We start from the raw sequence: 13,659 nt of genomic DNA, 5'->3' as shown, positions 1-13,659 counted from the left end.
TTTTGACTGAGCCCACGCTGCAGGAAGCCATGGCCGCCTTCGAGGCAGGCGACCTCGACAGGACCTTCATCATCCTGAACTCACTGATGACCGCAGGCGGTGCCGGCGACATCAATGTCCTGTCGCTGCTCGCCCGGACCTTTCAGAAGGCCGGAATGCTGACGGAAGCGGCGGAGGTGCTGGAGCGCGCAGCACAGCGGGAAACCCCGCATGCGTCAGCCTTCCTGTTGAACGCCATGCAGTTCTACGAGGAAGCCGGACAGCGCGAGAAGGCCTTCCTGCTCTCGCTGCAGCTCAACAAGGTCATCCCCGAACATCAGGACGTCGTCTACATCCTGATCAAGGGCTTCCTTGAGCGCGGCGAAAAGGAGCTGGTCGAGGCGCACAAGGGCCGGCTGATCAACTCGACCAATCCCGAGCACCTGGCCCTCGCATCACGCCTCGTCGGCAGCGCCGAGCTGACGGAAGACCATCTGACTCTCTACAAGAAGCTCTATGCGATTGCGCCCGACCAGGGGCCGATCCTCTTCTCGCTGATGGAGCTGGCCGCGACTTTCCACGATTTCGATACGCTCAATGCGCTGGAAACCCGCCTCAAGGGCGATTTCGCCGCCGGCAGCATTGCTATCTTCAAGGGCGACATGCCGCGCCACAGCCTGCTCTGGAGCGAGAACGAAGCGATCAACCGGCTGGCTGAAAACGCGAGCGACATGCCCAACAAGCCCGAGGGGCTGGACATGATCCGCCGCATACAGGGACATGACTGGTCCGACCGTATCAAGGTGGGTTACGTGTCGGATGACTTCACCGACCACAGCCCCGCCATGAACCTGATCCGCGGCGTGCTGACGGCCCATGACACGGATCGCTTCGACGTCTACCTGGTCGACGCGACACCGCCTGAAAAGGTTGGCTTCAACAATCGCGCCCGCTATGGCACGATCATTCCGATCCACGACCTCGACAACACCGCCGCCGCGCGCGCGGTCTCGAACGCCGGCATCGATATTCTGGTCGATTTGAAGGGTTACACGGGCGGCGCAAGGCCCGGCATCTTCAACCAGCTGGCAGCCCCAGTGCAGGTCTCCTGGCTCGGCTTTCCAGGAACCTTGGTCAATCTCGACATCGACTATCTGATCGGCGATTCGATCGTGCTGCCCGACAGTTCGAAACCCCATTATACGGAGAAGTTCTGCCGCCTGCCGGAAAGCTTCATGCCGAACGATCCTGTTCGCCGGCCGCTGCCCGAGCCGCGCCCGCGCCGCGATCTGGCTCTGCCGGAAAGCAAGTTCGTCTTCTCCGCCTTCACGCCGCCCGACAAGATCTCATCCGAGGTTTTCGGCCTCTGGATTTCGATCATGAAGAAAGTGCCGGACAGCGTGCTCTGGATGGCGGAAACCTCGACGCTGGCGCGCCAGAACCTGACGCGCTTCGCACTGCTGCAGGGCGTCATGCCCAACCGCCTGATCTTCGCGCCGAATGCGTCCTACGAGGATCACCTCGCCCGGATCCAGGCCGCCGATCTCGCGCTCGACACATTCCCCTATAACGGCCAGCTGGAAAGCTCCGACCTCATCTGGGCAGGTGTGCCCGTGGTGACGCGCAAGGGGCAGCACTTCGCCTCCCGCATCACCGAAAGTCTGCTGAACGCGGTCGGCGTGCCGGAGCTCGTGGCTGCCGACAACGCCGGCTATGCGGAGCTTGCCATCGCGCTCGCCACCGACCGTCACCGCCTGGGGACGATCCGCGAAAAGCTCGCCACCAACCGCTTCCGCGCCCCCCTCTTCGACGCCGACCGCTTCTGCCGCCATCTCGAGGCGGGCTTCACAGCGATGGCGGAACGGGCAAAATCGGGTCAGGACCCGGATCACATCGACGTGCCGGCGCTGCCCGCGCGAGACGGAAGCTTCATGCCGGCAACGCCGTAAAGTGGGTTTTCCGTCATGCTCGGGCCTGTCCCGAGCATCTACTGACGTTGCGTCAGTTGCAACGGAGCAGATGGTCGGGACAAGCCCGACCATGACGACAGCGTTATGCCTTCGGGCCCCTTCTCCCCGAGGGGAGAAGGAGAAACCTCAAAGCACCCGATACGTGAATCCATCGAAATCTGCCGGCTTGCCGTGTCCGGTGATGTCGAAGGCAAACATCGCCGCAAACGCCCCGGTAAATGACCCGTGCTCATTGAGCCCGCCGCCCTCGTCCGAAATGACGCTGGCATCGAGCACCGGCCCGACCGCCTGCCACGCGCCCTCGCCCGACTTGCGCCAGAAGAATTGCAGGTCATTGTCCCGCACTTCCATCGCCAGATCGAGCACGCCTTCGGGCACGGATACACCCATGCCAATCGGGTATTCGAGCTTGCCGGTCGGATAGGCGCCGGGGCACGACAGGATGATCAGCGACGCGCCCAGCTCCTCGTCCCAGGAAAGACCCAGAGCATGGAACTTGAAGCGGCCGTAGTAATGCGTCAGCCCTGCCACATGCTGGTAGGTCTCCGCCTTGAAATCGAGGGTGGTTTCGGCGCGGAAGGAATGATGCTCCTGCCGGCGGCCGACCAGCCCCTGCTCGAACCAATTGCCGATGCTCTGCCGGCCGAAGATGCGAAGGTATCCCGGCCGCTCGGTGAGCGAAAAGATACGCTCCGGATAAGGCGTGCGCAGCCACTGGAATTCAATCGGCAGCTTGGCTTCATCGAAGGTCCGGACGATCTCGGTCGGCTCGGGGTTCTTCTTCGCGCCGGTCGGTGACGGCACCGCGACGGAAGGCACCTGCCCGCCCTCGGCCAGATAAAGCCAGCCATCGCGCCACTCGACCTTCTGGATCGACGTCTCGCGGCCGAGCGTGCAGCGGCGGTTCGGAGCGAGCGGCCGGCCGCACAGATGCGTGTGGTAGAACTGCCCGTCCGGCATCTCGACATATTGACCATGACCGGCGCGCTGGAGAGGCGCATTTGGGCTGTCCTTCGAGGTGATCACATAGAGGTTCGGGTGATCCTCATACGGCCCCTCGATAGTGCGCGAGCGCGCCATGGTCACGGCATGCATGTATCCCGTCCCGCCTTCCGCGCAGGTGAGATAGTACCAGCCGTCGCGCTTGAAGAGATGCGGCCCCTCGACAAGCCCGAGCGGCGTGCCGGAATAGATGTTGCGCACCGGCCCGACAAGCTTGCCGGCCTTGGCGTCATATTCCTGCAGCACGATCCCGTCGAAGGCGACATGGCCCTTGGAGTTGCGCGCTACCGGGCGATGGTTCCATTGCTGGTTCACGAACCACTTGCGCCCGTCGTCGTCATGGAAGAGAGACGGATCGAAGCCCGAGGAGTTGACGAAGACCGGGTCGGACCATTCCCCCTCGATGGTCGGAGACGTCACGATATAATTGGGCGCATCCTTGAACGAGCCCTCGAAACGCTTCACATCCGTATAGACCAGCCAAAAGAGCCCGTCCGCGTAGGACAGGCACGGCGCCCAGATGCCGCAACTGTCGGGATTGCCGAGCATGTTAAGCTGGCTTGGACGTTCCAGTGGACGGCGGATGAGCGTCCAGTTCACGAGATCGCGCGAATGGTGGATCTGGACGCCAGGGAACCACTCGAAGGTCGAGGTCGCGATATAATAGTCGTCGCCGACGCGGCAGATGGACGGGTCAGGGTTGAAGCCGGGAAGGATCGGGTTCTGGATCATGTCGGTCACTTCTTCTTGCGCGGCGGGCCCTTGCGCTCGGCAGAGGCGGCCCAGAGGTTGATATCGGCTTCGCGGGCGTGAGCGTCGATTTCCACCAGTTCCGCGTCCGTGAAGTCCGGATTGTCGAGCGCGGCAACGCAATCGACCACCTGAGAGGCGCGGCTCGCCCCGATCAGTGCCGAGGTGATGCGGCCCTTGCGCAGCACCCAGGCAATGGCCATCTGCGCCAGCGTCTGGCCGCGCTTTTCAGCTATGCGGTTCAACGCGCGGATATTCTCAATATTCTTCTCGTTGAGGAAATCCGGGTTCAGCGACTTATCTTGCGCCGCGCGGCTCGCATCCGGAATGCCGTTCAGATATTTCGACGTCAGCATGCCCTGCGCCAGCGGCGAGAAGACGATCGAGCCGACGCCCAGCTCTTCCAGCGTGTCGACCAGCCCGTCTTCCTCGATCCAGCGATTGATCATCGAATAGCTCGGCTGGTGGATGAGGCATGGCGTGCCGAGATCCTTCAGGATCGCCACCGCCTCGCGGGTGCGCTTCGAATTGTAGGACGAAATGCCCACATACTGCGCCCGGCCCGATCGAACGATGTAATCGAGCGCGCCGCAGGTTTCTTCGAGCGGCGTATCGGGGTCGAAACGATGCGAATAGAAGATGTCGACATAGTCCAGGCCGAGCCGCTTCAACGACTGGTCGCACGACGCGATCACATATTTGCGGCTACCCCATTCGCCATACGGCCCAGGCCACATGCCGTAGCCCGCCTTGGAGGAGATGATCAGCTCGTCGCGATAGCCTGCAAAGTCCGTCTTCAGGATGTCGCCGAAGGCCGTTTCCGCGCTGCCGGGCGGCGGGCCGTAGTTGTTGGCGAGGTCGAAATGGGTGATGCCGAGATCGAAGGCCGTGCGGCAGATGTCGCGCTTGGTGGCCATCGGCGTATCCTCGCCGAAATTGTGCCAGAGCCCCAGCGAGATTGCGGGAAGCTTCAGGCCGCTTTTGCCGCAGCGGTTGTATTTCATCTTTTCGTAGCGGTTTTCGGCGGGCTGCCAGGCCATGGGAATTCTCCTCGACATAAAACATGGAAAGCCGCGCCTCAACAGCGCGGCTCGAAAGAGCGACTGGGAAGGGTCAGCGCATGAGCGCTGCTGCCTCCTGCATGCTGAAGGGCGCGGGCTGGGTGCATTTCGTGCCGATATCGACCGAACGCTTCTCCTCCGCCGACTTAAGGATCGACAGCAGCACGTCCACGACATGCAGCGCGCGATCCAGCGAGCAGCGATGCTCGCGTCCCTCCTCATGCGCCGCCATCATGTCAGAAAGACCGGCCGCGCGATAGTTGGCGAGCATGCGTCCATCCTGCGTCTGGAACTTCGCACTTGTGAGCGGATGATCCCAAAGCTCCACCGCCTCAAAGCCCTTGCCGCCACGCTGGGCCATCTCGACCGAACCGCCGAAGAAGTTCGGGTCCGGCACATGCAGCGCGCCGTCAACCCCGTAAAGCTCCATGTTCGTGTGCTTGTTGGCGATGACATCCCAGCTTCCCATCAGCGCGATATGCGCGCCGTTCTCGAATTCGAGGATGGCGTGGATATTCGTAGGCGTCGAAACCGGCACGGCCTCGCCATTGCGCGGACCATTACCGATGACGCGCTCGGTGCGCGCCATGTTGGCCATGGCCATCACACGCTTGACCGGCCCGACGAGGTTGACGAGGTTGGTCACATAATAGGGCCCCATGTCGAGGATCGGCCCGCCGCCCGGACGGAAGAAGAAATCCGGGTTCGGATGCCAGGCTTCCATGCCCGCACCCAGCACATGCGCCGTGCCGGACATGACCTTGCCGATGGCGCCATCATCGATCAGCTTGCGGGCAAACTGATGTGCACCGCCGAGGAACGTGTCCGGGGCAGATCCCACGCGAAGACCCTTGGCATCGGCGATCTTGCGAAGCTCCTCGCCTTCCTCGACGGAAAGCACGAAGGGCTTTTCCGAATAGACATGCTTGCCGGCTTCCAGCGCCCGCTTCGACATCGCGAAATGCGCTTCCGGGATCGTCAGGTTGACAATGACATCGACCTCGGGATCGGCCAGCAGCGCCTCGACGGTTTCGGCGCGAACGCCGAATTCGGCGGCGCGGGCTTCGGCAGCCGCCGGGTTGATATCGGCGCAGGCAACCGCCTTCAGGTTCTTGAACAACGGGATCAGCTTGAAATAGGCGGCGGAAATGTTTCCGCAGCCGAGAATCCCAACTCCATATTCACATGCCATGACTGCAATCCTCAATACGTCTTGAACGAAGCGATCGAGCGGCTGACCATCCGCTTGAGATCGTTCGGGTTATCGTGCTCGGCGATGTAGTATTTCGCGCTTGTCGTCTCGCGCAGGAACGGCATGAGCTTCGCCCACGGCACGACACCATGGCCCACATCGGCCCAGCCGCCCTCATCCGTTGCCTCGCCCGGCGGCGCAATGTCCTTCACATGGACGGTCACGACCTTGTTCTTGTACTTTTCGATCCAGGCAAACGGATCGGCCTTGCCGCGCACGATCCAGGCAATGTCTGCCTCCCAGTCGAGATCGGGCGCGCCTTCGAAGATGCGGTCCAGCACGACCGAACCGTCCTCCAGTGCCGCAAATTCGAAGTCGTGATTGTGCCAGGCATAGCCGAAACCGGCAGCGCGATAGGGCTGGCCAGCCTTCTGCAGACGACGACCGAAGTCAGTCCAGCCTTCGACCGAGTTGGGCCGCTGGTCGGGCATGAGATAGGGGCAGATGATGATCTCCATGCCCACGGCCTTTGCAAAGGCGATCACCTTGTCCGGGTTCTGCTCCAGCGCGTCGATGGAGAAATGCCCGGTGGGCATCGCAAGCCCGTTGGCGTCAAGCTGTGCCTTCAGCGCCTTGCCGGCAGCCTCGTCGGCATCGCCATAGACGCCACCGAAACCTTCGGCGTAAGCATAGCCGTTGGCGGCGAGAAGCTTGAAGACATCTTCAAGCGGCGGATAATTGCGAGAGCTGAAAAGCTGAAAGCTGAACTTTTCCATGGGGTAACTCCTCCTCGTTGTTTTGTTTCCGTTACGTCAGCCAACATCCTTGGGTGATGCCGCCTTGCGGGCGCGGTGTGCGCTCGAAAAGTTTAGCCGGCGTAACAGCTGTGAAGATCGAGCACGCTGAACTGCGGCGTGACGGCCAGACGGTTCGCGGGCGTGAAGATGACGGTCTTGGTCTCTCCGGCCGTAAGGTCGAAGGCGTTGTCGGAATAGCGTCCCTCGCAATCGGCCTCGAGCATGACATGCAGCGCAAGTCCCTTCGCGGTGACCCGCACCTCGAAGACACCTCCCGAGAAAGGCTGGACATCGACGGACAGGCCGGCAGACTTCATATCCAGCGACTTGTAGGTCACCGTCGCGTGATGCCCCTCACCCGTCATGCCGTTGGCGGCGGCAAACGACCAGAAGAGCAGCATGTTTTCCGGAATGTCCGCCCTAGCGATGGTCGCAGCCGTCACCGCCCGGTCGGCAGGTGCCGCACTCTCGAAACTGCGGAACGGACGGCGTTTGCCGGCAAGATCGACCAGCCAGGTCTCGATCTTGACCGTCGTATCGTCCAACGTGTCGTTGACGACAGACAGCGCAATTTCGCTCTCGTCATCGGACGGAATGGCGGCCACAGCCACCTGCTGGAAGAAGCGGCGCGCCATGTAATGCATCGCCTTCCAGCCGCCGCCGTAATCGAGGCTCGCCCAGGAGGCGACCGGCCAGGTGTCGTTGAGCTGCCAATAGAGTGTGCCCATGCAATGCGGCTTCAGCGAGCGCCAGAAATCGACCGCCGTGCGGATCGCAAGACCCTGCTGGATCTGGCTAAGATAGACGAAGGAGGGGAAGTCCTTGGGGAAGCGGAAATAGCGGAACATCGTGCCCGCGATCCGCTCGTTGCCGCCGGCATTCTTCTGATGCGATTCCATCACCGGCGAAGCAATGTTCATGTCCGCCTCATCCGCGAACTTCCGGATGACCGGCATGGACGTATAGGACTGGAAGCCGAATTCCGAGCAGAAGCGGGGCTTGACCGTCCGGTAATTGTCGAACGACTTGTTCTCGTGCCAGACCGACCAGTAATGCATGTCGCCGGAGCCATCGGCATGCCAGGCATCGCCGAAATCAAGATAGCCGGACGCCGGGCTCGACGGCCACCAGATCAGATCCGGCCCCGCTTCCTTCAACGCCACTTCGATCGTCCGGTTGAGGCGGTCATAGGACACGAGATAGCGGTCGCGATTGTTGCGCGTGATCTCAAACCAGTTCAGCGCGCCAATCAGCTCGTTGTCGCCGCACCAGAGCACGATGGAGGCGTGCGAGGAGAGCCTGCGAACCTGATAGAGCACCTCATCACGCACCTCAGTGAGAAAATCGTCGGTCGACGGGTAGATATTGCAGGCGAACATGAAGTCCTGCCAGATCATCAGACCCTTGGCATCGCAGAGATCGTAGAACCAGTCCTGCTCGTAGAAGCCGCCGCCCCAGACGCGGATCATATTCATGTTGGCGTCGACCGCCGACTGCAGCAGGTCCTCGGTCTTCGCCGGGCTCGACTTGGAAAAGAGCGCGTCGGCCGGAATCCAGTTCGCGCCGCGGCTGAAAATCTCTTTGCCGTTGATGCGGAAGGCGAAACGGCTGCCGGCCTCATCCTTGTCCGTCAGAAGCTCGACCTTGCGGATGCCGATCCTGCGAGACACGCGCTCGCGCGTCGTCTCGACGGCAAGATCGTAAAGGACCTGCTCGCCCGAGCCCGCCGGCCACCAGAGGCGCGGCTTCTCGATACGATAGACCTGCGTGACCTTGGTCAGCCCCTCGCCCACCGAGCAATCCAGCCGCTCGCGCTCGCCGTCGAAGGTGAGATAGAGCTGCACCACACCGGGTTCGAAGGCATCCAGCGTCACGGTGACCGTCACGTCCACAGCACCATTGTCATGATGCGTCTGCCGCGCTTCGACATGCTCGATCCGGGCCGGTTCCATGCGCTTCAACGCAACCGTACCGTAAAGACCCAATGGCGCCAGCGCGATATTCCAGTCCCAGCCGAAATCGCATTGCGCCTTGCGCAGGAGATTGCCGTTCGCGATGGGCGAATTGGCCTCCTGGCGAGGCACGTAGAAGGGTTGCAGCGCCTGCCGCCGTGCGCCCTCGGTCACCGAGGAGTGAATGAGGATGCGGATCTCGTTGCGACCGGCCTTCAGCGCATGGCTCACATCGGGCCGGTAGCGGCGGAAGACGTTCTGCGCCTCAAGCACGACGACATCGTTGATGGAAACCGTCGCCACTGTATCGAGATAGTCGATATCGAGATACCAGCCTTCCGAACCGGCATTGTCGCCCATCTCGAAGCTGCGCGTCAGCACCCAGTCCTTCTCGGCCAGATGCCGCAGTTTGTATTCGTTGCGCCCGTAATAGGGATCGGGAATCAGCCCTGCGCATTCCAGCGCGGAATGCACGTCTCCCGGCACGGCCATATCGACCGAGGGAAAACCCTCCGACGAAACATGCCATTCACCCGAAAGATCAACGCAATCCTTCTCCGCCCCGATCCATACCACCGGCATCGCACTCACCCTGTCACATGTTCTAATTTGCCGGCGGACCAAGGGCCCGCCAGTCTTGTCTGTTCCGAAATCAGATACGCAGTTCGGTTTCTGCATCGAACAGCGACGCGAGGCTCATGTCGTAGGCGAGCTTCACCTGCGCGCCCGGACTGTAGCGCCGGTTGCCGCCGATGCGCACGGACATGGACTGTCCGGCATGCTTCAACCAGATCAGATTGTCGGCGCCCATGGGCTCTTCGATTTCGACGACGGCCTGATGCGTGTTCACCGTCTCCGGCCCATCGACGCTGATATGTTCGGGACGCAGGCCAAGCACCGCCTTCGTGCCCGGCTGCAGCGGCCCCTTGGCCCGGTAGCCGTCAAGCATGAAGGTGACGCCATTGGTCACGAAAGCCGGACGGCCATCCGCGCTCGTGATCTCACCCTTGAAGAAATTCATTGCCGGCGAGCCGATGAAGCCCGCGACATAGAGATTGTTCGGCTCGTTATAGATCGTCATCGGATCGTCGAGCTGCTGGATAAGCCCCGAGCGCATGATGGCGATCCGGTCGGCAAGCGTCAGCGCCTCGATCTGGTCATGTGTGACGTAGATCATCGTATTCTTCAGGTTCTGGTGCAGGCGTTTGATTTCGACGCGCAGTTCCGAACGCAGCTTGGCGTCGAGGTTCGACAGCGGCTCGTCGAACAGGAACACATCCACATCGCGCACCAGTGCACGCCCGATGGCGACACGCTGCCGCTGGCCGCCGGAAAGGGCAGCGGGCTTGCGCTGGAGCAGCGGACCGATCTGCAGGATTTCGGAAGCCCGCGCCACGCGCTTGTCAATCTCTTCCTTGGCCATGCCGGCAATGCGCAGGCCGAAGGACAGGTTCTTCTCCACCGTCATCTGCGGATATAGCGCATAGGACTGGAACACCATGCCGATGCCGCGGTCCTTGGGCTCTTCCCAGGTGACGTTCTTGTCCTTGATGAAAATCTGTCCGTCCGTCGGCTCGAGAAGACCGGCGATGCAGTTGAGCAGCGTCGACTTGCCGCAACCGGACGAGCCGAGGAGAACAAGGAACTCGCCATCCTGGATGTCGAGATTGAGCTTGTCCAGCACGGTGATCGCGCCGAATTTCAGCGTCAGGTCCTTGACCGAAACACTCGTATTCATTCGATTATCCCTTTACAGCGCCGGCGGCGATGCCGCGCACGAACAGTTTCCCCGAGACGAAATAGACGATGAGCGGCACAAGCCCGGTGATCAGCGTCGCGGCCATGTTGACGTTGTATTCCTTGACCCCCTGAACGGAGTTCACGATGTTGTTGAGCTGAACGGTCATCGGATAGGTGTCCGGTTTGGTGAAGACGACGCCGAACAGAAAGTCGTTCCAGATGCCGGTGATCTGCAGGATCATCGCAACGACGAAGATTGGCAGCGAGATCGGCAGCATGATGCGGAAATAGATGTTCCAGAACCCCGCGCCATCGACACGCGCGGCCTTGAACAATTCCTCCGGTAGCGCCGCGAAATAGTTGCGGAACAGCAGCGTCAGGATCGGCATGCCGAAGACGGTATGCACGATGATAAGCCCCTGCAGCGTTCCGTAAACACCCATTTCACGCAGGATGATGACCATCGGATAGAGCATCACCTGATAGGGAATGAACGCGCCGACGATGAGGATCGTGAAGAAGACATCCGCACCCTTGAAACGCCAATTGGCGAGCGTGTAACCGTTGAGCGAGGCGACCGCGATGGAAATGACGACAGAGGGAACGGTGATGATCACCGAATTCCAGAAGCCCCGCGACAGACCATCGCAATTGAGGCCGGTGCAGGCTTGCGACCACGCCTTGACCCAGGGCTCGAAGGTGATTTCGACCGGCGGGGCGAATATATTGCCTAGCCGGATTTCCGGCATGCCCTTCAGGGAGGTGACGATCATCACGTAGAGTGGGAGGATATAATAGATCGCGGCCACGATGAGCGTGCCGTAGACGATGACGTTACGACGGGACACAACCCTCTTCGGCTTGGCGCCGCGCGGTTCTGCAGATGTGCCCGAGGTCACGGAACCGGTTGCTGAGACCATGGTATTCATCAGCGCGCCCTCTTGCCGGAGAATTCGAGATAGGCCCACGGAATGATGATGACGATCACCGTCACCAGCATCATCGATGAGGCGGCAAAGCCCTGACCGAGATTCTGCGAATAGAACATCAGGTCGTAGACATACTTGGCCGGCACTTCGGATGCACCGCCGGGCCCACCGCCGGTCTGGGCGACGATCAGGTCATAGACCTTGATAATACCGGAGCCGATGAGCACCAGCGTCGTCACGAAGACGGGACGCAGCATGGGAATGATGATGAAGACATAGGTCTTCCATGTCGGAATGCCGTCGACGCGCGACGCACGCCAGATTTCCTCGTCGATACCGCGAAGCCCGGCGAGCATTATAACCATGATCAGCCCGGTTCCCTGCCAGAGGCCGGCAATCAGCACGCCGTAGATGACGATATCGGCATTATAGAGTGGGTCGAAAGTGAAGCTCGTGAACCCTAGGCTGCGCACGATATGCTGCACGCCGAGATCGGGATTGAGCAGCCACTGCCAAACCAGCCCGGTGACGATGAAAGACAGCGCGAAGGGATAGAGAAAGATCGTCCGGAAGGTGTTTTCGAACCGGATCTTCTGATCCATCGCCACCGCCAGAGTAAAACCGATGACAAGCGAAAAGATCAGCGACAACACGCCATAGATCGCAAGGTTCTCGACGGAAATCAGCCAGCGCGGCGTAGACCACAGCCGCGCGTACTGGTCGAAGCCAACAAAATTCAAACGCGGCAGCAGCTTCGAATTGGTGAAAGAATAGACGACGGTCCAGATCGTTCCGCCGAGAAAGACCACCAGCGCGGTGAAAGCCATCGGGATAGCCGCGATCTTGGCGCTCATGTTCTTGAAGAGCGAATTCCTTCGCTTGGGCGCGGCGCGCTCCATCTCCCCTCCTCCCGGTTACGCGCAACGGCGTCCGGTGTTTATATTGGCGACAGCGGAGAACGGGCCGACCGAAGTCGGCCCGAAACGCCCGGCAATCAATCGGCCTTGGCGATAATCGCAGCGTACTGCTTCTGGGCTTCCTCCGGGGTGATGGACAAGTCGTGCCAGAACTTGTCGATGACATCCTGAAGCTGGCCGGTCGTGTCCGGCGATAGCGTCTGCGAACCATCAGGCAGAACACTGCCCTTCTTGAGGATTTCGAGACCCTTCTTCATGCAGTCGTTGGCAGCCGCAAGATCGACGTCGCCACGAACCGGCAGCGAACCCTTCTTGAGATTGAAGGCAACCTGCGTGTTTTTGTCCAGGAGCGTCTTTGCCAAAACCAATTGGGCCTTGGTCTTTTCCGGGTCCTTCTGCTTGGGGAAGTAGAAGCTGTCACCACCAGTGCTGATGACTTCGTTCACACCGAGGCCCGGAAGGCAGGTGTAATCCTTGCCGGCGACCTTGCCGGCCACGGCGAATTCGCCCTGCGCCCAGTCGCCCATGATCTGGGCGGCAGCCTTGCCGGTAATGACGAGGTTGGTTGCCTGGTTCCAGTCCTGAACCTTCGTGTCTTTGGACCATTCACGCGCCTGCGCGGCAGCCTTGAAGATCTTCAGCATTTCCGGACCGCCGGCAACCTTGGCGTCCTTGTCGACATTGACCTTCTTCCAGAGATCGACACCGCCAAGCGCGACCTGCAGGACGCCGAAGAGGCCGTTCGACTGCCAGGACTGACCGCCCACGGCAAGCGGAATGATGCCCGCCTTCTGCAGGTCCGGCACATCGGCGACGAATTCATTCCAGTTCTTCGGAACCGGCTTTCCGATCTTCTCGAAGACGCCGTTGTTCATCCACATCCACTGCCAGGAGTGAATATTGATCGGCACGCAAAACCACTTGCCGTCCTTGACGCAGGATTTGTAGAGACTTGGCGGGTTGATGATCTTGTCCCAGCCCTCGGCCTTGGCGACCTCGGTCACGTCCTGCATCAGGCCCGCTTCAACGAGTTCATCGGCCTGACGGCCGGTGTTGAACTGCGTGGCACCCATCGGGTCGCCGCCGGTGATGCGGCTGATCATGATCGGGCGGGCCGTATCGCCGCCGCCGGCGATAGCGCCATCGACCCACTTGTTGCCTGTTGCGTTGAATGCCTTGGCAAGCTCGGCGACCGCGGCAGCCTCCCCGCCGGACGTCCACCAATGCGTGACTTCCAGATCAGTTGCCTGAGCTGCACCAAAAGAAAGCGTCACGGATGCTGCGAGTGCAGCAGCCAGAGAACGAATATTCATGAGTTCCTCCCTCACTGAAACGTTACCGGAAAAACTTATGACAAAGCTCTGAAACAC

The 13,659-nt window shown here is 60.9% G+C and carries 10 protein-coding genes; 1 reads left to right on the top strand and 9 read right to left on the bottom strand.

The window, feature by feature from the left end:
- The first annotated feature begins 2 nt into the window (after positions 1–2).
- Positions 3–1,928 (top strand): O-linked N-acetylglucosamine transferase, SPINDLY family protein, encoded by a 1,926-nt coding sequence (locus ABID16_RS03370; RefSeq protein WP_354554933.1) that lies wholly within the window; start codon positions 3–5, stop codon positions 1,926–1,928.
- Between the two features lie 147 nt (positions 1,929–2,075).
- On the opposite strand, the gene ABID16_RS03365 is transcribed toward ABID16_RS03370, so the two are convergent.
- The 9 genes from ABID16_RS03365 to ABID16_RS03325 form a co-directional block, all read right to left on the bottom strand.
- A complete protein-coding gene (locus tag ABID16_RS03365; RefSeq protein ID WP_435532381.1) occupies positions 2,076–3,683 on the bottom strand; it encodes a glycoside hydrolase family 43 protein in 1,608 nt (535 codons plus the stop codon).
- A 5-nt stretch (positions 3,684–3,688) separates the two neighbouring features.
- Positions 3,689–4,741, bottom strand: coding sequence for an L-glyceraldehyde 3-phosphate reductase (gene mgrA, locus ABID16_RS03360; protein ID WP_354554931.1), 1,053 nt, complete (start codon positions 4,739–4,741; stop codon positions 3,689–3,691).
- 73 nt (positions 4,742–4,814) lie between these two features.
- Entirely contained in the window at positions 4,815–5,954 is a 1,140-nt protein-coding gene (locus ABID16_RS03355) for a Gfo/Idh/MocA family protein (RefSeq protein WP_354554930.1), read from the bottom strand.
- An 11-nt stretch (positions 5,955–5,965) separates the two neighbouring features.
- Entirely contained in the window at positions 5,966–6,730 is a 765-nt protein-coding gene (locus ABID16_RS03350) for a sugar phosphate isomerase/epimerase family protein (RefSeq protein WP_354554929.1), read from the bottom strand.
- 92 nt (positions 6,731–6,822) lie between these two features.
- A complete protein-coding gene (locus tag ABID16_RS03345) occupies positions 6,823–9,285 on the bottom strand; it encodes a beta-mannosidase (RefSeq protein ID WP_354554927.1) in 2,463 nt (820 codons plus the stop codon).
- Positions 9,286–9,355: 70 nt separating this feature from the next.
- On the bottom strand, positions 9,356–10,441 hold the full coding sequence (locus tag ABID16_RS03340; protein WP_354554926.1) for an ABC transporter ATP-binding protein: 1,086 nt from the start codon (positions 10,439–10,441) through the stop codon (positions 9,356–9,358).
- A gap of 4 nt (positions 10,442–10,445) precedes the next feature.
- Positions 10,446–11,372: a carbohydrate ABC transporter permease gene (locus ABID16_RS03335; protein ID WP_354554925.1), complete on the bottom strand. Its 927-nt coding sequence runs from the start codon at positions 11,370–11,372 to the stop codon at positions 10,446–10,448.
- Positions 11,372–12,271: a carbohydrate ABC transporter permease gene (locus tag ABID16_RS03330; protein ID WP_354554924.1), complete on the bottom strand. Its 900-nt coding sequence runs from the start codon at positions 12,269–12,271 to the stop codon at positions 11,372–11,374. Before ABID16_RS03330 ends, ABID16_RS03335 begins: the two co-directional genes overlap by 1 nt.
- A 95-nt stretch (positions 12,272–12,366) precedes the next feature.
- Positions 12,367–13,602 (bottom strand): ABC transporter substrate-binding protein, encoded by a 1,236-nt coding sequence (locus ABID16_RS03325; protein WP_354554923.1) that lies wholly within the window; start codon positions 13,600–13,602, stop codon positions 12,367–12,369.
- Positions 13,603–13,659: the final 57 nt, after the last annotated feature.

Origin of the sequence: Limnomicrobium aquaticum (genome assembly GCF_040545545.1) — a bacterium.
In the GTDB taxonomy this organism is placed as follows: Bacteria; Pseudomonadota; Alphaproteobacteria; order Rhizobiales; family Rhizobiaceae; genus Ensifer_A; species Ensifer_A aquaticum.
The sequence above is the reverse complement of the archived record's forward strand: the minus strand, read 5'-3'. Positions and strand labels throughout refer to the sequence as shown.